The following is an 18,756-nucleotide window of genomic DNA, read 5'->3' as shown; positions in this document are numbered from 1 at the left end:
CTGCCCTGGTTAAAATTATTAATCTTCTAATCTGATATCCAATCCAAGACCTTTCAATTCGTGCATCAACACGTTAAAAGATTCTGGGAGACCAGGTTCTGGCATCATTTCTCCTTTGACAATGGACTCATAAGTTTTCGCTCTTCCGATAACATCATCCGATTTTACCGTTAGGATTTCTCTTAGCGTACTAGAAGCTCCATAAGCCTCAAGTGCCCAAACTTCCATCTCTCCAAAACGCTGACCACCAAATTGTGCCTTACCTCCAAGAGGTTGTTGCGTAATAAGTGAGTATGGTCCGATGGAACGAGCGTGCATCTTATCGTCTACCATATGCCCGAGTTTCAACATATAAATCACACCAACAGTTGCAGGTTGATCAAAACGTTCTCCGGTTCCACCATCATAAAGATAAGAGTGTCCAAATCTAGGAACTGATGCTTCGTCTGTTAATTCATTGATCTGATCCAAAGTTGCCCCGTCAAAAATTGGAGTAGCATACTTCCTACCTAGATTTTTACCTGCCCAACCAAGAACAGTTTCATAGATCTGACCGATGTTCATACGTGAAGGTACCCCTAATGGGTTCAACACGATATCCACTGGTGTTCCATCTTCTAGGAAAGGCATATCCTCCTGACGAACGATACGAGCAACAATACCTTTGTTACCGTGACGTCCTGCCATTTTATCCCCAACTTTAAGTTTACGTTTCTTAGCGATGTACACTTTAGCAAGTTTCATAATACCTGCCGGTAGCTCATCCCCTACTGAAATCGTAAATTTATCACGACGTAATGCCCCTTGAAGGTCATTTAGTTTAATCTTGTAATTGTGAAGCAAGTCATTGATAAGTGCATTAGTCTGGTCATCTGTTGTCCAGGTTCCGCTTACCAAGTGAGCAAAATCATCCACAGCATTCAACATCTTCTGAGTATATTTCTTCCCTTTAGGGAATACTTCTTCTCCTAAGTCATTAAATACACCCTGTGAAGTTTTACCGTTTACAATTGAAAATAATTTTTCAATCAACACATCCTTCAACTGCGCAAATTTGGTTTCGTATTCCAATTCCAATTTCGCGATGTCTTCTTTATCCTTAGCTCTTTTGCGTTTATCTTTGATCGCACGAGAGAAAAGTTTCTTATCGATTACTACTCCATTAAGTGAAGGAGAAGCTTTCAAAGAAGCATCCTTAACATCACCGGCTTTATCACCAAAGATCGCTCTAAGTAATTTTTCTTCAGGAGTAGGATCAGATTCACCTTTAGGCGTAATCTTACCAATAAGGATATCACCAGGCTTAACTTCTGCACCAATACGGATCATACCGTATTCATCCAAGTCTTTAGTAGCCTCTTCAGAAACGTTAGGAATATCATTAGTCAATTCCTCAGCTCCAAGTTTGGTATCTCTCACTTCTAAAGAATACTCATCAATGTGAATAGAGGTAAAGATATCTTCTCTAACCACCTTTTCAGAGATTACAATAGCATCCTCAAAGTTATACCCTTTCCAAGGCATAAACGCAACTTGAAGGTTTCTACCCAAGGCTAATTCACCTTGCTGTGTAGCGTATCCTTCACAAAGCACCTGACCTTTAGTAACCTTATCACCTTTTTTAACATTAGGTTTCAAGTTAATAGAAGTCCCTTGGTTGGTTTTTCTAAACTTAACCAAGTTATAGGTTTTGAAGTCATCGTCAAAGCTTACTAAGCGGTCTTCATCTGTACGATCATATTTGATAATGATCTTCTTAGCATCTACATAATCAACAACACCACTTCCTTCAGCATTAACCAGTACTCTGGAATCAGTTGCAACCTGACGCTCCAAACCAGTACCTACGATCGGAGATTCCGGACGTAGCAATGGAACTGCCTGACGCATCATGTTAGATCCCATCAGTGCACGGTTCGCATCATCATGTTCCAAAAATGGAATAAGTGAAGCTGAAATAGAAGCAATCTGATTAGGCGCAACATCCGTATAATCGATTTCGATAGGATCTACTACCGGGAAGTCACCTTCCTCACGAGCAATCACCTTTTCAGTATCGATAGTTCCATCGGCTGTCAAAGGAATATTGGCTTGTGCAATTTTCTTCTCTTCCTCTTCCTCTGCACTTAAGTACAAGATTTGAGAAAGGTCGACTTTACCCTCAGTTACCTTGCGATATGGAGTTTCAATGAATCCCATACCGTTGATCTTAGCAAATACACTCAAGGATGATATCAAACCAATGTTTGGACCCTCAGGAGTTTCAATTGGACACAAACGACCGTAGTGCGTATAGTGAACGTCACGCACCTCGAATCCGGCTCTCTCACGTGAAAGACCACCTGGTCCTAATGCGGAAAGACGACGTTTGTGTGTGATTTCAGCAAGCGGATTCGTTTGATCCATAAACTGAGACAACTGATTGGTTCCAAAGAAGGAATTAATCACCGAAGACAATGTTTTGGCATTAATAAGGTCAATTGGAGTAAAGACCTCATTATCCCTAACATTCATTCGCTCACGAATAGTACGTGCCATACGAGCCAAACCAACTCCGAACTGAGAAGACAATTGTTCTCCTACAGTACGAACACGACGGTTAGACAAGTGATCAATATCATCGATCTCAGCTTTTGAATTGATAAGCTCGATCAGATACTTGATAATAGTAATAATATCTTCTTTAGTTAGTACCTGCTTATCCATATCGATATTAAGGCCTAACTTTTTATTCATTCTGTAACGACCAACTTCACCAAGATTATAACGTTGATCTGAGAAGAACAACTTATCAATAATCCCTCTGGCGGTTTCCTCATCTGGCGGCTCAGCATTACGCAATTGACGGTAAATGTGCTCAACAGCTTCTTTTTCAGAGTTGGTAGGGTCTTTTTGTAGGGTATTGTAGATAATGGCATAGTCACCGGTATGACTATCTTCTTTGTGAAGAAGAATGGTCTTAACATCGGTTTCTAAAATCTCATCAACATGTTCTTTTTCCAGGATAGTATCCCTGTCCAAGATAATTTCGTTACGTTCAATAGAAACAACTTCTCCAGTATCTTCATCAACGAAATCTTCATGCCAAGTTTTAAGAACACGAGCAGCTAATTTTCTTCCGAGTACCTTTTTAAGTCCGCTCTTAGAAACCTTAACTTCCTCAGCCAAATCAAATATCCCTAAAATATCTTTATCACGCTCAAATCCAATGGCACGGAAAAGCGTGGTAACAGGTAATTTTTTCTTTCTATCAATATAAGCGTACATCACGCTGTTGATATCAGTAGCAAATTCTATCCATGATCCTTTGAAAGGAATAACACGAGCAGAATACAATTTAGTTCCGTTAGCGTGGAACGATTGACCAAAGAATACACCTGGAGATCTATGCAATTGTGATACTACAACACGCTCGGCACCGTTAATAACAAAAGTACCGCTTGGTGTCATGTAGGGAATAGTTCCCAAATACACGTCCTGTACTATGGTTTCAAAATCTTCGTGCTCTGGATCTGTACAATATAATTTTAGCCTAGCCTTAAGTGGAACACTATAGGTCAAACCTCGTTCGATACATTCCTGAATGGAATAACGAGGAGGGTCGATAAAGTAGTCTAAAAACTCTAGTACAAATTGATTGCGCGTATCAGTAATGGGGAAGTTCTCCATGAAGGTATTATAAAGACCTTCGTTTCCTCGTTCTTCAGATTTGGTCTCCAGTTGAAAGAAGTCCTGGAATGACTTTATCTGAATGTCCAAGAAGTCCGGGTATGCCGGAGTATTCTTAGCAGAGGCGAAACTAATTCTTTCAGTCTGATTTGTGAACATCAATGGACAATATTTTGATTAAAATGAAAATTGAAAAAGCGTATACACTAATATACGCAAAAGGGCTTAGGTCACAACCTGAACTATCTCAGGAAGGACCTAAACCGTATTTTACAGCACAGGGCTGCAAGATGGAATTACTTCAATTCTACCTCAGCACCTGCTTCTTCTAGAGACGCTTTAAGGCTTTCAGCCTCGTCTTTAGAAATACCTTCTTTGATAGCCTTTGGTGCGCTATCAACTATTTCTTTAGCATCTTTAAGACCTAGACCAGTTAATTCTTTAACTAGTTTTACTACAGCTAGTTTAGAACCACCAGCAGCTTTAAGGATAACGTCAAACTCAGTTTGTTCCTCAGCAGCATCAGCTCCACCAGCAGCAGCACCACCTGCAACAGCTACAGCTGCAGCAGCAGGCTCGATACCATACTCTTCTTTTAATATATCAGCTAATTCGTTAACTTCTTTTACTGTTAAATTAACTAATTGTTCTGCAAAATCTTTTAAATCTGCCATTTTCTACCGTTTTAATAAATTTTAAAAAATATAATTGTTTGTAAGTGCGTACTTATTATGATTCCTTTTCTGATAAAGTTTTAAGGATACCAGCCAATTTACCTCCACCTGATTTAAGACCGCTAATAACGTTCTTAGCAGGAGATTGTAACAATCCGATGATATCTCCGATAACCTCTTCTTTAGACTTGATACTAACAAGTTTATCTAATTGCTCATCTCCAAGGTAAATAGCCTCTTCAATAAAAGCACCTTTCAGAATAGGTTTATCAGATTTCTTACGAAAATCCTTAATTAATTTTGCAGGAGCATTTCCAGTCTCAGAAAACATCAAGGAAGTATTTCCTTTTAGTACTGTTGGAAGTTCTCCAAATTCTTTATCAGAAGCTTCCATTGCTTTCTCAAGCAATGTATTTTTAACAACTGCGAGTTTGATATTTGCTTTAAAGCAAGCTCTTCTTAAGTTAGAAGTAGCTTGAGCATTCAAACCAGAAATATCAGCCAAATAAATTATGCCGTTATCCCCTAACTGCGCAGTCAAATCTTCTATTACCGTTAACTTTTCTTCTCTAGTCATGATTATAAAAATTTACACTGCCAATTAAACTGCCTTAGGGTCAATCTGAATACTTGGACTCATCGTACTTGACAAGTAAATACTCTTGATATAAACACCTTTTGCCGCAGTTGGCTTCAGTTTTACTATTGTTTGTAATAATTCATTGACGTTACCTGCAATTTTGTCTGCAGTGAAAGATGCCTTACCGACAGCAGCGTGAACGATACCGGTTTTATCAACTCTAAAGTCGATTTTACCAGCTTTCACCTCTTCTACAGCCTTAGCAACATCCATTGTAACTGTACCAGTTTTTGGGTTTGGCATTAAACCTCTAGGTCCTAATATACGTCCTAGTGGGCCTAATTTCCCCATTACGCTTGGCATAGTGATGATAACATCAACATCTGTCCAACCGTCTTTAATCTTTTGTAGATACTCATCTAAACCTACGTAGTCTGCACCAGCTGCCTTAGCCTCTTCTTCCTTATCCGGAGTAACCAAAGCTAATACTTTAACATCTTTACCAGTTCCGTGAGGTAAAGTTACAACCCCTCTAACCATTTGATTAGCTTTACGAGGATCAACTCCCAGACGAACTGCTAAGTCGATAGATGCATCAAACTTTACATTAGTGATATCTTTAACCAATTGAGAAGCCTCATCCATAGAATACAATTTGCTTCTATCGATTTTAGCTACAGCCTCCTTTTGTTTTTTTGTTAATTTTGCCATTTCTAGATTCTTTAAGATTTAAAAGGGCTTGTCTCCTGAAACCGTTATTCCCATAGATCTTGCAGTACCTGCAACCATGCTCATAGCCGATTCCATAGTAAATGCGTTAAGATCCTGCATTTTGTCCTCTGCGATTGCTTTTACCTGATCCCAGGTAACACTTGCAACCTTTTTACGGTTTGGCTCACCAGATCCTTTTTTAATCTTAGCCGATTCCATTAGCTGAACTGCCGCTGGCGGTGTCTTAATTACAAAGTCAAATGATTTGTCTTTGTAAACGGTGATAACAACTGGTAATACTTTACCTGGTTTGTCCTGTGTACGCGAGTTAAATTGCTTACAGAACTCCATGATGTTAACGCCGGCAGCACCTAGAGCGGGTCCAACCGGTGGCGATGGATTCGCAGCACCTCCCCTAACTTGTAGTTTAACTACTTTACTTACTTCTTTTGCCATTGTTTATGTTCAATTTAAAATTTGAATCGTCCAGTATTGGAAGCTCAGACGAATCTACATAATGTGTAACAATTATACCTTTTCAACTTGCATATAGCTGAGTTCTAATGGTGTCTTTCTTCCAAAGATTTTCACCATAACCTCAAGTTTACGCTTTTCTTCGTTGACCTTCTCAACAGTTCCATTGAAACCATTGAAAGGACCATCGATAACTTTTACTGTTTCTCCAAGATTATAAGGGATAGCGACATTATCCGTTTTCACCGATAATTCATCTACTTTACCTAGCATACGGTTGACCTCCGATTTACGAAGCGGCACAGGATCTCCTCCCTTAACCTCTCCTAAAAATCCGATTACACCTGTGATAGATTTAATAATGTGAGTTACCTCTCCACCTAAGTTGGCTTTTACCATTACATAGCCCGGGAAGTATACGCGATCTTTGCTTATTTTCTTTCCGTTACGAATTTGGACTACCTTTTCAGTAGGAACCAAAACTTCATCTACATAATCACCAAATCCAAGACGTGCGATATCCTGCTCTATGTAACCTTTAACCTTATTCTCTTGGCCACTTACAGCTCTTACTACATACCATTGTTTTGCCAACGTATCTGCCATTGCAATACCCGTCTTTATACGATTAACTAATTACTCCAAAATAAAGTTTGATCAGTTCTCCGAAAACTGAATCAATACCCCAAATTATTAATGAAAAAATTATAGAGAAAACAGCAACAACGACCATAAGTCTTTGCCCTTCGGACCAAGAAGTCCAGGTCACGTTAGCTTTTAATTCTCCAAATGATTCTTTTATATAATCTATCATTTTGATCTCTATATATTTGCACGGGTGGAGAGATTCGAACTCCCATCAACGGTTTTGGAGACCGGTATTCTACCCTTGAACTACACCCGTATAATTAAGTTTAAAGGCATCCTGCTTCGAAAAAGCAGGACACCTCAAACCTATATTTTAATGACCTTAGTCTAAAATTTCTGTTACCTGACCAGCACCAACTGTTCTACCACCTTCACGGATAGCAAAACGAAGTCCTTGGTTCAATGCGATTGGCTGAAGCAATTCAACATTGATAGTTAAGTTATCACCAGGCATAACCATTTCAACTCCATCAGGCAGAGAAATAGTACCTGTTACGTCAGTTGTACGTACGTAGAACTGTGGACGGTAGTTGTTATGGAATGGAGTGTGACGTCCACCTTCTTCTTTTTTAAGAACGTAAACCTCAGCTTTAAATTTAGCGTGTGGTTTAACAGAACCCGGCTTACAGATAACCATACCTCTTTTGATATCAGTTTTCTCGATACCTCTCAATAGGATACCTACGTTATCTCCAGCTTCACCTCTATCAAGTATTTTACGGAACATCTCAACCCCTGTAATAGTAGAAGTTAATTTTTCAGCTCCCATACCGATAATGTCAACACCTTCACCAGTTTTAGCTACACCTGATTCGATACGACCTGTAGCAACAGTTCCACGACCAGTAATAGTAAATACGTCTTCAACAGGCATTAAGAAATCTTTATCGATATCTCTTACCGGTAATTCAATCCAAGAATCAACAGACTCCATTAAAGAAAGTACAGTGTCAACCCATTTTTGCTCTCCGTTCAAAGCACCAAGTGCAGAACCAGCTACAACTGGACCATTATCACCATCGTACTCATAGAAACTCAATAGATCTCTAACTTCCATCTCAACAAGCTCTAAAAGCTCCTCATCGTCTACCATGTCAACTTTGTTCAAGAATACAACGATTCTTGGAATACCAACCTGACGACCTAGAAGGATGTGCTCACGAGTTTGTGGCATTGGACCATCAGTAGCAGCAACCACTAGAATAGCACCGTCCATTTGAGCAGCACCTGTAACCATGTTTTTTACGTAATCCGCGTGACCAGGACAGTCAACGTGAGCGTAGTGACGATTAGCAGTTTGATACTCTACGTGAGAAGTATTAATAGTGATACCTCTTTCTTTCTCTTCAGGAGCGTTATCGATAGAATCGAATGATCTCGCATCAGAAAAACCAGCATCAGCCAACACTTTAGTGATAGCAGCAGTTAAAGTAGTTTTACCGTGATCTACGTGTCCAATAGTACCTATATTTAAGTGGGGTTTGGAACGATCGAAAGTTTCCTTTGCCATGATTTAATAATTTTAATCTTAGTTATATATTAGTGTTCAAATTTAAACGAAACAAGAGCCAATGACGAGAATTGAACTCGTGACCTCTTCCTTACCAAGGAAGCGCTCTACCCCTGAGCTACATCGGCTTAAAACACCTTAAAGCATAAAAATCACACTTTAAAGTACCAGAACAAGAGTAAAGAACTCACCTATTTTTCAAAGATAATCCTCAACTCTTTTTTCTAAAACCCAAGGAATTCCCAGGTTATTCTTGAGCGGGAGACGAGGGTCGAACTCGCGACATTCAGCTTGGAAGGCTGACGCTCTACCAACTGAGCTACTCCCGCATTATTATTGCCTTTATATCACACTTTAACAAGTGATGATCCAAAGATCGTGGGGAGAGCAGGATTCGAACCTGCGAAGGTGAAAACCAACAGATTTACAGTCTGTCCTCGTTGGCCGCTTGAGTATCTCCCCGATGGTAAGTTTTTAAGATATTTTAGTTGTAAAATTTCTTGCTTCAAAAACCGAGCGCAAAATTAAGGAATCTTTTTCAATTCACAACAATTTTTCTCATTTTTTTTACGAAATTTCACTGTCATAAAAACTTAAACAATATATCAAAAAACTTAACTTTTTTAGAGCCGATAGAGGGACTCGAACCCACGACCTGCTGATTACAAATCAGCTGCTCTAGCCAGCTGAGCTACATCGGCATTTCATTAAAAAAGTCCGCTATTTCTAACGGACTGCAAATGTATATAAATAATTCTTTATACAAAACAAATTGTAAAAAATTTTAATTAGATATACGCTCTAAGTTTTTGCTTCCTCTTTTTCAAAATACGTTCTAAAGAATCAGCTGCAGAATCAATAGCTTCTTCAAAGGTTTTACAATTTTTCTTCACTAAAAACTCATCTCCAGGTACATGCACCCGAATTTCTACGATCTTATTCTCTTTAGCACTGGTGTTTTGAACTTTTAAAAACACATCTGAATAAATTACCCGGTCGTAAAAATGATCTAATTTATCCATTCGCTTTTGAATAAAATTCAACAACTCTTGTTCCACATTGAAGTTGACAGATTGTGTGTTCACTTCCATATCATCTAATTTTAAAAAGGTTAAACGTACATCCCGAAATAGGATGAAATTACATTCGACGATCGCAATGATCCTGCGTAGCTTCTTTACATAGGCGTAGCTTTTGTCTATTTTTTATTTCTAGGGTGCGCCTGGCCGTATTGTTTTTTCAGCATCGCTATACTGTTATGAGTATAAACCTGAGTCGATGCTAAACTAGAATGTCCGAGCAACTCCTTGACAGCATTTAGATCAGCCCCTTCATTGAGAAGGTGGGTAGCAAAGCTATGTCTTAGAATGTGCGGACTCTTTTTTTGCTTGGTTGACGCCTTACTAAAGTAGGTATTAATTACCCGATAAACAAACGATTCGTTGATTTTGTGACCGTTTTTAAGAATAAATAAACTGTCCGTGAGCTCGGCCCCGGGCACTTGTTCTCTAGCTTGAAGATAATCCTTCAGCAATTGCTCTACAACAGGGAGAATTGGGATTATTCTCTCTTTATTACGCTTCCCTAATACCTTTATGGTTTTATGAGCAAAATCAACAGCATTTATCGTTAAATGAATTAACTCCGCCCTACGCATTCCAGTGGCGTAAAATAATTCAATAATAGTTTTATCACGCACCCCTTCAAATGAAGTATCAAATTCAAAGCTATCCAAAACAGCTCTAATCTCCTCCTTAGAGAAAGGAACTTCTATCTTAGATTCTGTTTTGAGCGCTTGATGTTTATCCAGTGGATTAATTTGAAGTTGCTGAGTTTTGCGTAAGTACTTGAAATAAGCTTTAAGGGATGATACTTTCCTGTTGATAGTTCTGTTACTATTCCCCTGCTCCACCAGACTGACGATCCAGGAGCGTATCATAGGGTAATTAACCTCTTTATAATCGAAGCCATCATAGGAAGTGTCACAGAAGTCTTCAAAGGCCGACAAATCCCGGCAATACGCAGCAGTTGTATGCTTAGAATAATTCTTTTCGATTTGCAGATAATCTAAAAACTTTTGAAACTCCATAACTCAAAGTTACTAGAAGTTTACTAGAAACCTGCCGGGTATAACTAAAAAAATCCCGACCTTTTAGTAAAAGTCGGGACTTACATTGTGATAATATAAGAAATTAAATTTCTTCCTGATCTCTCAAGCGCTGTATGTATTGAGCTTTCTGTTGTTTAGCTCTATTTTCTATAGAAGGTTTATCAAACTGCTGACGGCTGCGTAGCTGTCGCATTGTACCAGTTTTATCGAACTTACGCTTGTAACGCTTAAGCGCTCTATCGATATTTTCTCCTTCTTTAATCGGTATAATTAACATCGTTGTACCACCTCCTTTCTTTTTCGGTCGGCAAATATAATATATTTTTTGAATAAAAAATAAAAAAATCAAATCATGACAACCAACTAAAACTCAACGCAGTATCCAGAATCTACTTCTGAATGTAATTCTAAATGTCAAAGATAGCTAAAGTTTCTAAAAGTGTTATAATTTGATTGTTGTTCCAATAGAAGTTAGATTAGCAGCGACTTTACAAAAACCAAACTGATAGCTGATTGGAAGTTTGCAGTAGAAGAAGAGATAGGGGTAACCTATTATTTAAAACAAATAATGTTATCCCTACCTCTACTATAAAAAATTTATTTTAGTATTTGTCTCGAGATCACCACCTTCTGAATTTCAGTAGTTCCCTCCCCTATGGTACACAGTTTCGAATCTCTGTAAAACTTCTCTACCGGGAAATCTTTGATGTATCCATAGCCTCCATGTATTTGCACCGCTTCATTAGCAATACGTACACAAGCCTCAGATGCAAACATTTTACACATGGCTCCAATTTTTGTCATTGGCCTGCCTGCATTTTTCTCAAATGCTGCTTTGTGTAACAAGAGTTCAGAAGCCTCAATATCAGTTGCCATATCAGCCAACTTAAACGAGATCCCCTGAAACTCAGAAATAGGTTTACCAAACTGAACCCTTTCTTTCGAATATTTCAATGCAGCCTTATAAGCACCATTAGCAACACCTAAAGAAAGTGCACCGATAGAAATTCGTCCGCCATCCAGTATTTTCATAGATTGAATGAATCCATCGCCTACAGCCCCTAATCTATTTGCATCAGGAACACGACAATCTGAGAATACCATCTCCGCGGTTTCACTGGCACGCATTCCTAGCTTATCTTCTTTCTTACCACTGCTAAAACCTGGAGTTCCTTTCTCTACTGCAAAAGCCGTAATACCTCTAGAGTCTCCTTTTTCCCCGGTTCTAACGATGACCACAGCAATATCTCCACTTTTTCCGTGAGTGATAAAGTTTTTAGCACCATTGATGACCCAATGATCTCCGTCCTTTACCGCAGTAGTACTCATTCCTCCTGCATCAGATCCAGTATTGTGCTCAGTAAGTCCCCAAGCTCCAATCCACTCTCCCGTGGCTAGTTTAGGAACCCATTTCGCCTTTTGTTCTTCATTACCGAAGCTCAAAATATGATTTGTACATAAAGAATTATGTGCAGCAATAGACAATCCTATTGCAGGATCAACCATTGAAATTTCATTTAAAACTGCAATGTACTCGTGGTATCCAAACCCTGATCCACCATATTCTTCAGGCACCAATATTCCCATGAATCCAAACTCACCGGCTTTCTTCATAACATCCACTGGAAAGAATTGTTTTTCATCCCATTCCATTACATACGGCTGAATATATTGTTTCGCAAAATCTCTTGCAGATTCTGCTACCAATTTCTGCGTTTCCGTATAATCAAAATTCATTTGTTCCTCCATTCCTAGTTCCATAAATAAACGATTTTTAATCGGAGGTCAAATATAGTTGAATTCTATTAAATTTTTCCTTAGAAAACAGCCCATTTTTCACAAATATGCAATTCTACTAAACTTAACCGAACTACCGCTTTGGTTTACACAACAATCAAATTCAACCAAATTCAGTGAGTTAAGAAAACGACATTAAAAAACTATCCCTCTTCTATACCTGGAAACAGTACAAAAGAGGGATGGTATATAAACGACTGTGCGTTATATCGTATTATTTTGATTTCACTTTGACGGTTTCCGGATTCTTAAATAATTCACCTGCTTTTAATTTTCTCAGGTATTCTTTAAGATCAAATTTAACTTCCGTACTCAAGATATATAGTCCAATAATGTTCGGGAAGGACATAGACAAGATCATCATATCTGAAAAAGTCAGTACTGCCCCAAGGCTCACTGAAGCCCCAACAACGACCATAAACATAAAGAGAAGCTTATAGACAATTTCTGTTCTCTTGCTTTTTCCAAAAAGGAAGGTCCAAGCTCTCATTCCATAATAAGACCAAGATATCATAGTAGAGAATGCAAATAAGAATACTGCCATTGCAAGTACATATGGGAACCAGCTTATTACTGTTCCAAACGCATCAGAGGTCAATTGAGCACCTCCAATACCTTCTACTTCGTGCATTCCTGTAAAGATAAGTACCAAGGCAGTAAGGGTACAAACTACTACAGTATCAATAAAAGGCTCTAATAAGGATACAAAACCTTCAGATGGCGGATGATTTGTCTTAGCCGCACTATGGGCAATGGCCGCAGATCCAACACCTGCTTCATTCGAGAAGGCAGCTCTTTGGAATCCTACAATCAACACTCCAATAACTCCTCCTTTTAAAGCACTAGGACTAAATGCGCCATCGATAATTGCTGAAATTGCAGCACCTAAGTTCTCGATATTTACACCGATTACAATCAAAGCACCCAACACATATAAACCAGCCATAAATGGTACGATCCTTTCGGTTACCTTAGCAATACTGCTAATACCTCCAATGATTACTGCTCCCACTAATATAGCAGTAACGATTCCGAACCAAAACCCATGCCCTTGTATAAAAGTCATTTGTCCTTGTAGGGTTTCAAAAGCTTGATTGGCTTGGAACATGTTTCCACCTCCAAAAGAGGCTCCAACTGTTAGTACTGCAAAGACTACAGCCAATACTTTCCCTAGACCGGTAAGATTCTTTTTCTCCAACCCGTATCTGAGGTAATTCATCGGCCCACCAAATACACGACCATCAGGGAGTATATTTCTATATTTTACACCAAGGGTACATTCCACAAACTTAGAAGACATCCCCAGTAAACCTGCAATGATAATCCAAAGCGTAGATCCGGCACCACCAATAGAGACAGCAACAGCCACCCCTGCTATATTCCCCAACCCAACTGTGCCAGAGACCGCAGTAGCCAAAGCTTGAAAATGCGTTACCTGACCCGGAGCAGTTGGGTCATCGTATTTGCCCTTTGCCAGATCCAGGGCATGTTTAAACCCTCTAACATTGATAAAGCCCATTCTTAGTGTAAAGAACAATGCCCCGCATATTAGCCAGATTACAATAAAAGGGATGCTTGTGGTTTGAAAATCACCATTGGGATGTAAAAGCGCTATGGGCTCATCATATACTATTTCTGCAAGATTATGCGCTCCAACCTCTACAACGTGTTTAGCGTTTTCGGAATTATAAATCACGCCACCTTCGTCTACCCTGTACTTCAACTCACCATCTGCCAGAGCAGTAACGTTTATAGTACCTCCGGAGGCATTTGACACTAACGCAATTTCTTGCCCTTTGGAAACATGCTCACCTTCGGCTACAAGCCACTTATCAAGAATAAACTTATCTTCGATGCCAGCAGTCCAGCCGGGGATGGGAACCATTTTTACATCAGCGTAAATTATTGGATCGTACATCCCTGTTGCGGCAAATGGATCCCAAAATAAAACGGATCCAAGAGCCGATACTGCGGGTGTCATGAATCCGTTGAAAACTTCTGTTATAGATTTTGTCTTAATCTCATATTGTTCTGTGACCGTTTTACCTTGTGAGTCGGTTACACTCAGCGTATATTCAACGCCCTCTGTAAGTCCCGTAGTTTTGTTTGATTTAAGAGAAGTCGATTGATTGCTCCATTTGTAAATATAAGGCGGGTTACCTCCAGAAACTTCTACTTCAATTTGACCATCATTAATTTGACTAGACGGGTTGATTAGGGTTTCTTTAATACTAAGCTCCTGTGCAGTTAGAAATAGAGTGCTTAGCACAAAGAAAAACGAGAGAAATTCTTTTCTCATACAAGATTAAGTTTTTGTTATGTTATTTTAAAATTAGTTTTAAACGCCGAACAATATCATAAAAAAATGACTCTTATTCAAATTTCACCCGATAAATCTAATTTTAATTTAACAAGAGACCCCCCTAAACGTAAAATTTCTAACGCTTAGTCTATATCGTATCGGCCAAATACCAATTTTAAAAGCCAATCATCTACTGCAAATCAAAAACACACTCCTACAAGTCAAAAACCGAAGATCTTTTAGTGTAGACCAAATCTTTTATCTTAAGCCAAAAGGCCAAATTGAGATACACAATAAACCATACACCTAGAGTAGCAAAGGAAGCATAAATGAAGAAAAGCCGAACATTTTTGGTTTTCATACCCAAACGTTCAGCCACACGAGAAGACACTGCATAACCGTTCTTCTCAAAATAGTACCGAATTCTCTCTAATGAAATCATGGTACAAAGGTAGTAATTACAAGAACAGCAAAAAAATGAAAATAGGCTGTCTTACACAACTGTATTAAAGACAAAAAAGGGTAGTTAAACTACCCTTAACACCTTTGATATTGTGAAGTCTAGTCCTCTGTGGTCTCGCCCTCCCACTCCATAAAACCACCGATCAGGTTATAGGTGTTTTCAAAACCGTGTTGATTCATTAAAAGACAGGCCTGTGCACTTCTTTTTCCGGAACGGCAGTACACATAATAATTTTTGGATTTATCCAGTTGTTCAACCTCATCCAAAAAGCCTTGTCCTTTATAGATATCGATGTGAATAGCATTTGGAATATACCCTTCAGCGATCTCTTCGTCTGTACGAACATCTAAAATCACAGCATTGTCATCATTTTGAAATTCTTCTGACCACTCCTCTTGTGTCAACTCGACCATAATATGTATTAAATTTTAAATTAAAACTAAAAAAACTGAAGTTTCCCTCAGTCCACAAACTTACGTAAATCTCCTGGAAATATTATTTAATGGAGCAACCAATCGCCTTGGTTATTTCGATTTGAATTTTGCGTCCTTCCAGCATAGCCTCGATAGCATCCTCCACAAAACGAGCCTCCACCTCTAAGGCATCCTGATAGTTATCATCGATTGCTCCTATATAACGAACGACATTACCGGAGTTGGTTTTTTCCAACAAAAAACAATGCGGAGTGCGTTTGGCTCCGAAAAGCGGGTATACCTCCTGTTTTGCATCATGTAAATAAGGAAACGAATAGGATTTATGTAGAGCCCGTTTTTGCATGTTTTCAAAACTATCTTCTGGTCTGTGCTTAGCGTTATTTGGATTTATAGCGATCACAGGCACCCCAGAGTCTTTGTATTTCCTATCTAATGCAATAATTCTATCCTCGTACGCATTGGCGTAAGGACAACTATTACATGTAAAAATCACTAAAAACCCTTTGGCCTGGCTATAATCCGAAAGTGAAATCATTTTACCATCCACATTCTTTAAGGTAAAATCAGCTGCCAAATCTCCAATCGAATACCCTTGAGTGATATTGTCCGGGGGACTAAAGGCAAACAGACCCGAGACGGTCATAAGCACTAAAAGCATTCTAATAATTCTCATTTTCAAGTTAGGTTAAATTAGTTAACAATGTTATAAATTAGTTCAAAAACTCCTGAAGCTCAGCCTCAAGACTTATAAAGGTAAATGATTTTTCGTAAAACTTCCTTCTGTCTGCATTAAAAATTAAGGTTGCAGGAATAGCACCGGACCAATTGTTATCGATTTTAGGTATCCATCGATTTTGATGAGGATCATCCAAGAGGATAACTTGACTCCTGAGTTTAAGTTCTTCAAGAAATGGTAACAGTTGCTCCTCCACTTTGCCGGGAAAGTCCAAACTCACCAGCACTACCTCAACGTCCTGATCTGCGTAGGTTCTTTGAAGCTTTTCAAATTCAGGAATCTCCTTTACACAAGGCTTACACCAAGTGGCCCAAAAATTAACTACAAAGGTTTTCTCTGTATCAACTTTGAGTAATTTTTCAAACTCATCAAAAGTATACACCGGTATATCCGAATATGAGGTGGACAATAATTGATGCGGTTTTGCCATCTCATAATCAATAAAGGAATAGCTCATGCTATGTTCACCTGTCTTGCATGACACCAAAGCAACCAAACCTACAAAAATAATAAAACTCCTCATAGCAGAAAAATTGCGTATTACAGGGCTAAAAGTAAGAAGAGTGAAGTGCTCAATTGCACTTTTAACATTTTTTTATAAAATGGTTTTCAAAATTATACTACATTTGTACCTACAACAATTGTCAATACAATGATTATAGAGGACATTATAAAATCAAAAGTTATTTCACTCGAGTTAAAGACCGTGTTAAACTTGCTATACACCGCAAATTTAGTTCAGGACCGGACCTCTGAAGTGCTTAAATCTTTTGACTTGTCCACGGAACAGTTTAACGTATTGCGTATTCTTAGAGGTCAAAAAGGAGTTCCAGCGAGTTTGAGCTGTGTTCAAGAACGTATGATTTGTAAAATGAGTAATACCACAAGGCTTGTTGATAAATTGATTGTTAAGGGCATGGTGCAACGCAGTGTTTGCGAAAAAAACAGAAGAAAAGTAGATATCGTAATTACACCAAGAGGGATGGAGGTTCTAGAGCAGTTAGATGGCCCGATGAAGGATTTAAACAATTCCATCATTGATAACCTAAGTGTACAAGAGACAGAAATGCTCAATACCCTACTCGATAAAATAAGAGACTAAATTTTTTTAACCAACAGTTGTATATACAACTATCATACATATAAAAGATGAGTACATATAATACAAACCTAAAATGGCGATACGCAACAAAGAAATTTGATGCAGCAAAAAAATTATCAGACACAGATGTTGAGCTCTTAAAAGAAGCCATTCAATTATCGGCCTCTTCCTATGGTCTACAACCCTATAAGGTCTTAATCATTTCCGACCCTGATATTAAAGCACAACTAAAGTTTGCTGCCAACGGACAACAACAATTAGTAGACTCCTCTCATGTGGTGATCTTCGCGAATCTTTCTGATTTAAGCGAGCAACACATAGCATCATATATTGAGAATGTCAGCAAAACAAGAGGATTGGAAATCCAACAACTAGAAGCTTATGCTAACCTTATGAATAGTGTCGTTGGAGCTCTAACTGAAGATGCGCGTGAGGTATGGGCGGCAAAACAAACCTATATTGCCCTAGGAAATCTTCTATCCGCTGCAGCAGATTTAAAAATAGACAGCTGTCCAATGGAAGGATTTGATGCTGATAAAGTTGCGGAGGTTTTAAACCTAAAACAACTTCATCTAACACCAAGTCTCATTGTTCCACTAGGGTACCGTTCTGCAGAGGACACAACCCAACATTATGACAAAGTCAGAAAACCAGAGGAGGAACTCTTTATCACTATATAATACCTAATAAACCAAAAGTCAAGTAATAACGAAAATTAAATTAAAAATGAAAAAAAGCATTTTAAAATCAGTAGCTGTATTAGCAGTAGTCGTAGGGTCAAGCGCATTTGTTGACACCATATCTAAAGAAGTAGACGTTAAAGAAAGTCAAGTAAAATGGAAAGGTTACAAAGTAACTGGTTCACATTATGGTACCGTTGCTTTACAAAGTGGATCTTTAGAATTCACAGGTGAAGTATTAACCGGAGGTGAGTTCGTAGTTGACATGACCACATTAGAATCTACTGACCTTAGTGGAGAATACAAAGATCAATTGGACGGACATTTAAAATCTGAAGATTTCTTTGGTGTTGAAAATTTCTCAACTGCCTCATTAAAAATTACTAAAACCGTTCAAAGTGGTAAAAATTCATATGATGCTACAGGTGATTTAACTATCAAAGGAAAAACCTTACCTATCAACTTTGAAATTTCAGTTTACGGAAGCAAAGCTACTGCAAACTTAAAAATTGATAGAAGTAAATATGATATCCGATATGGTTCTGGAAGTTTCTTCGATAACTTAGGGGACAAAACTATTTATGATGAGTTTGACTTAAATGTTGATTTGGTATTCTAAACCCATGTTTACTACATAAAGTTCAGTGTTAATTCAGGCAACCTTAGGGCTGCCTGTTTTGTTATAGCACTGAATGTCACGTTTGCATTATATTTCGTTGTAAAATCATTTTTTTGTTTGACAGCTGAATTTAGTTTTATATATTTGAGGCATCAATGAGAACAATAAGAAAAAATACATGGTGGTGGTACAACTTACGTCAAATGTCGTGAGCTAGCATCCTATTAGTGTATTTTGAAAAATAATA

Annotated in this window: 20 protein-coding genes and 5 tRNA genes; 3 read left to right on the top strand and 22 right to left on the bottom strand. The window is 38.4% G+C overall.

All coding sequences use genetic code 11. The features are described from left to right. Positions 1-18: 18 nt before the first annotated feature. The 22 genes from rpoB to ACN0TV_RS13575 form a co-directional block, all read right to left on the bottom strand. A complete protein-coding gene (gene rpoB / locus ACN0TV_RS13680; protein ID WP_417363481.1) occupies positions 19-3,828 on the bottom strand; it encodes a DNA-directed RNA polymerase subunit beta in 3,810 nt (1,269 codons plus the stop codon). Between the two features lie 137 nt (positions 3,829-3,965). Then, entirely contained in the window at positions 3,966-4,343 is a 378-nt protein-coding gene (gene rplL, locus ACN0TV_RS13675) for a 50S ribosomal protein L7/L12 (protein WP_417363480.1), read from the bottom strand. A 55-nt stretch (positions 4,344-4,398) separates the two neighbouring features. Further along, complete coding sequence (rplJ, locus tag ACN0TV_RS13670; protein ID WP_417363479.1) at positions 4,399-4,920, bottom strand: 50S ribosomal protein L10; 522 nt, start codon at positions 4,918-4,920, stop codon at positions 4,399-4,401. 24 nt (positions 4,921-4,944) lie between these two features. Continuing rightward, positions 4,945-5,634, bottom strand: coding sequence for a 50S ribosomal protein L1 (gene rplA, locus ACN0TV_RS13665; protein ID WP_417363478.1), 690 nt, complete (start codon positions 5,632-5,634; stop codon positions 4,945-4,947). Between the two features lie 18 nt (positions 5,635-5,652). Beyond that, on the bottom strand, positions 5,653-6,090 hold the full coding sequence (rplK, locus tag ACN0TV_RS13660; protein ID WP_417363477.1) for a 50S ribosomal protein L11: 438 nt from the start codon (positions 6,088-6,090) through the stop codon (positions 5,653-5,655). Positions 6,091-6,162: 72 nt separating this feature from the next. Next, entirely contained in the window at positions 6,163-6,714 is a 552-nt protein-coding gene (nusG, locus tag ACN0TV_RS13655) for a transcription termination/antitermination protein NusG (protein WP_417363476.1), read from the bottom strand. 22 nt (positions 6,715-6,736) lie between these two features. Next, entirely contained in the window at positions 6,737-6,922 is a 186-nt protein-coding gene (gene secE, locus ACN0TV_RS13650) for a preprotein translocase subunit SecE (RefSeq protein WP_417363475.1), read from the bottom strand. A gap of 19 nt (positions 6,923-6,941) precedes the next feature. Continuing rightward, positions 6,942-7,012, bottom strand: a tRNA-Trp gene (locus tag ACN0TV_RS13645). Between the two features lie 66 nt (positions 7,013-7,078). Then, the gene (gene tuf / locus ACN0TV_RS13640; RefSeq protein ID WP_417363474.1) at positions 7,079-8,266 is read right to left on the bottom strand and encodes an elongation factor Tu; all 1,188 of its coding nucleotides are present in this window, start codon (positions 8,264-8,266) and stop codon (positions 7,079-7,081) included. Between the two features lie 56 nt (positions 8,267-8,322). After that, a tRNA-Thr gene (locus ACN0TV_RS13635) sits at positions 8,323-8,394 on the bottom strand. A 128-nt stretch (positions 8,395-8,522) separates the two neighbouring features. Then, positions 8,523-8,595: transfer RNA gene (locus ACN0TV_RS13630), tRNA-Gly, on the bottom strand. Between the two features lie 50 nt (positions 8,596-8,645). Further along, a tRNA-Tyr gene (locus tag ACN0TV_RS13625) sits at positions 8,646-8,728 on the bottom strand. Between the two features lie 165 nt (positions 8,729-8,893). Further along, positions 8,894-8,967: transfer RNA gene (locus ACN0TV_RS13620), tRNA-Thr, on the bottom strand. Positions 8,968-9,054: 87 nt separating this feature from the next. Then, positions 9,055-9,357: a ribosome hibernation-promoting factor, HPF/YfiA family gene (gene hpf / locus ACN0TV_RS13615; RefSeq protein WP_417363473.1), complete on the bottom strand. Its 303-nt coding sequence runs from the start codon at positions 9,355-9,357 to the stop codon at positions 9,055-9,057. A gap of 107 nt (positions 9,358-9,464) precedes the next feature. Next, positions 9,465-10,355, bottom strand: a complete 891-nt coding sequence (locus ACN0TV_RS13610) for a tyrosine-type recombinase/integrase (protein WP_417363472.1) — start codon at positions 10,353-10,355, stop codon at positions 9,465-9,467. A 103-nt stretch (positions 10,356-10,458) separates the two neighbouring features. Continuing rightward, on the bottom strand, positions 10,459-10,653 hold the full coding sequence (gene rpsU, locus ACN0TV_RS13605) for a 30S ribosomal protein S21 (RefSeq protein ID WP_417363471.1): 195 nt from the start codon (positions 10,651-10,653) through the stop codon (positions 10,459-10,461). Between the two features lie 320 nt (positions 10,654-10,973). Beyond that, positions 10,974-12,113 carry an acyl-CoA dehydrogenase family protein gene (locus tag ACN0TV_RS13600; RefSeq protein ID WP_417363537.1) on the bottom strand — a complete coding sequence of 380 codons (1,140 nt, stop codon included), beginning with the start codon at positions 12,111-12,113 and terminating at the stop codon, positions 10,974-10,976. 274 nt (positions 12,114-12,387) lie between these two features. Further along, positions 12,388-14,472 carry an amino acid carrier protein gene (locus ACN0TV_RS13595; RefSeq protein ID WP_417363470.1) on the bottom strand — a complete coding sequence of 695 codons (2,085 nt, stop codon included), beginning with the start codon at positions 14,470-14,472 and terminating at the stop codon, positions 12,388-12,390. Positions 14,473-14,689: 217 nt separating this feature from the next. After that, complete coding sequence (locus tag ACN0TV_RS13590) at positions 14,690-14,917, bottom strand: PspC domain-containing protein (RefSeq protein WP_417363469.1); 228 nt, start codon at positions 14,915-14,917, stop codon at positions 14,690-14,692. Between the two features lie 119 nt (positions 14,918-15,036). Further along, entirely contained in the window at positions 15,037-15,351 is a 315-nt protein-coding gene (locus tag ACN0TV_RS13585) for a rhodanese-like domain-containing protein (protein ID WP_417363468.1), read from the bottom strand. 82 nt (positions 15,352-15,433) lie between these two features. Continuing rightward, positions 15,434-16,045: a thioredoxin family protein gene (locus ACN0TV_RS13580; protein WP_417363467.1), complete on the bottom strand. Its 612-nt coding sequence runs from the start codon at positions 16,043-16,045 to the stop codon at positions 15,434-15,436. A 37-nt stretch (positions 16,046-16,082) separates the two neighbouring features. Then, positions 16,083-16,631, bottom strand: coding sequence for a redoxin domain-containing protein (locus ACN0TV_RS13575; RefSeq protein WP_417363466.1), 549 nt, complete (start codon positions 16,629-16,631; stop codon positions 16,083-16,085). Positions 16,632-16,760: 129 nt separating this feature from the next. Here ACN0TV_RS13575 and ACN0TV_RS13570 point away from each other — a divergent pair, with 129 nt between their 5' ends. Genes ACN0TV_RS13570 through ACN0TV_RS13560 form a run of 3 tightly spaced genes read left to right on the top strand, consistent with a single transcriptional unit; the run spans position 16,761 to position 18,509 of the window. Then, positions 16,761-17,210, top strand: coding sequence for a MarR family winged helix-turn-helix transcriptional regulator (locus ACN0TV_RS13570; protein ID WP_417363465.1), 450 nt, complete (start codon positions 16,761-16,763; stop codon positions 17,208-17,210). Positions 17,211-17,257: 47 nt separating this feature from the next. Then, positions 17,258-17,890: an NAD(P)H-dependent oxidoreductase gene (locus ACN0TV_RS13565; protein ID WP_417363464.1), complete on the top strand. Its 633-nt coding sequence runs from the start codon at positions 17,258-17,260 to the stop codon at positions 17,888-17,890. 46 nt (positions 17,891-17,936) lie between these two features. Continuing rightward, complete coding sequence (locus ACN0TV_RS13560; protein WP_417363463.1) at positions 17,937-18,509, top strand: YceI family protein; 573 nt, start codon at positions 17,937-17,939, stop codon at positions 18,507-18,509. The last annotated feature ends 247 nt before the right edge of the window (positions 18,510-18,756 follow it).

The organism is Galbibacter sp. (assembly GCF_048266365.1).
Classification (GTDB): domain Bacteria; phylum Bacteroidota; class Bacteroidia; order Flavobacteriales; family Flavobacteriaceae; genus Galbibacter.
The sequence above is the reverse complement of the archived record's forward strand: the minus strand, read 5'-3'. Positions and strand labels throughout refer to the sequence as shown.

What these genes read in the sequence shown, in the direction of transcription:
- rpoB (WP_417363481.1), bottom strand. Translation starts at nt 3,828, where the DNA reads ATGTTCACAAATCAGACTGAAAGAATTAGTTTCGCCTCTGCTAAGAAT.
- rplL (WP_417363480.1), bottom strand. Translation starts at nt 4,343, where the DNA reads ATGGCAGATTTAAAAGATTTTGCAGAACAATTAGTTAATTTAACAGTA.
- rplJ (WP_417363479.1), bottom strand. Translation starts at nt 4,920, where the DNA reads ATGACTAGAGAAGAAAAGTTAACGGTAATAGAAGATTTGACTGCGCAG.
- rplA (WP_417363478.1), bottom strand. Translation starts at nt 5,634, where the DNA reads ATGGCAAAATTAACAAAAAAACAAAAGGAGGCTGTAGCTAAAATCGAT.
- rplK (WP_417363477.1), bottom strand. Translation starts at nt 6,090, where the DNA reads ATGGCAAAAGAAGTAAGTAAAGTAGTTAAACTACAAGTTAGGGGAGGT.
- nusG (WP_417363476.1), bottom strand. Translation starts at nt 6,714, where the DNA reads ATGGCAGATACGTTGGCAAAACAATGGTATGTAGTAAGAGCTGTAAGT.
- secE (WP_417363475.1), bottom strand. Translation starts at nt 6,922, where the DNA reads ATGATAGATTATATAAAAGAATCATTTGGAGAATTAAAAGCTAACGTG.
- tuf (WP_417363474.1), bottom strand. Translation starts at nt 8,266, where the DNA reads ATGGCAAAGGAAACTTTCGATCGTTCCAAACCCCACTTAAATATAGGT.
- hpf (WP_417363473.1), bottom strand. Translation starts at nt 9,357, where the DNA reads ATGGAAGTGAACACACAATCTGTCAACTTCAATGTGGAACAAGAGTTG.
- ACN0TV_RS13610 (WP_417363472.1), bottom strand. Translation starts at nt 10,355, where the DNA reads ATGGAGTTTCAAAAGTTTTTAGATTATCTGCAAATCGAAAAGAATTAT.
- rpsU (WP_417363471.1), bottom strand. Translation starts at nt 10,653, where the DNA reads ATGTTAATTATACCGATTAAAGAAGGAGAAAATATCGATAGAGCGCTT.
- ACN0TV_RS13600 (WP_417363537.1), bottom strand. Translation starts at nt 12,113, where the DNA reads ATGAATTTTGATTATACGGAAACGCAGAAATTGGTAGCAGAATCTGCA.
- ACN0TV_RS13595 (WP_417363470.1), bottom strand. Translation starts at nt 14,472, where the DNA reads ATGAGAAAAGAATTTCTCTCGTTTTTCTTTGTGCTAAGCACTCTATTT.
- ACN0TV_RS13590 (WP_417363469.1), bottom strand. Translation starts at nt 14,917, where the DNA reads ATGATTTCATTAGAGAGAATTCGGTACTATTTTGAGAAGAACGGTTAT.
- ACN0TV_RS13585 (WP_417363468.1), bottom strand. Translation starts at nt 15,351, where the DNA reads ATGGTCGAGTTGACACAAGAGGAGTGGTCAGAAGAATTTCAAAATGAT.
- ACN0TV_RS13580 (WP_417363467.1), bottom strand. Translation starts at nt 16,045, where the DNA reads ATGAGAATTATTAGAATGCTTTTAGTGCTTATGACCGTCTCGGGTCTG.
- ACN0TV_RS13575 (WP_417363466.1), bottom strand. Translation starts at nt 16,631, where the DNA reads ATGAGGAGTTTTATTATTTTTGTAGGTTTGGTTGCTTTGGTGTCATGC.
- ACN0TV_RS13570 (WP_417363465.1), top strand. Translation starts at nt 16,761, where the DNA reads ATGATTATAGAGGACATTATAAAATCAAAAGTTATTTCACTCGAGTTA.
- ACN0TV_RS13565 (WP_417363464.1), top strand. Translation starts at nt 17,258, where the DNA reads ATGAGTACATATAATACAAACCTAAAATGGCGATACGCAACAAAGAAA.
- ACN0TV_RS13560 (WP_417363463.1), top strand. Translation starts at nt 17,937, where the DNA reads ATGAAAAAAAGCATTTTAAAATCAGTAGCTGTATTAGCAGTAGTCGTA.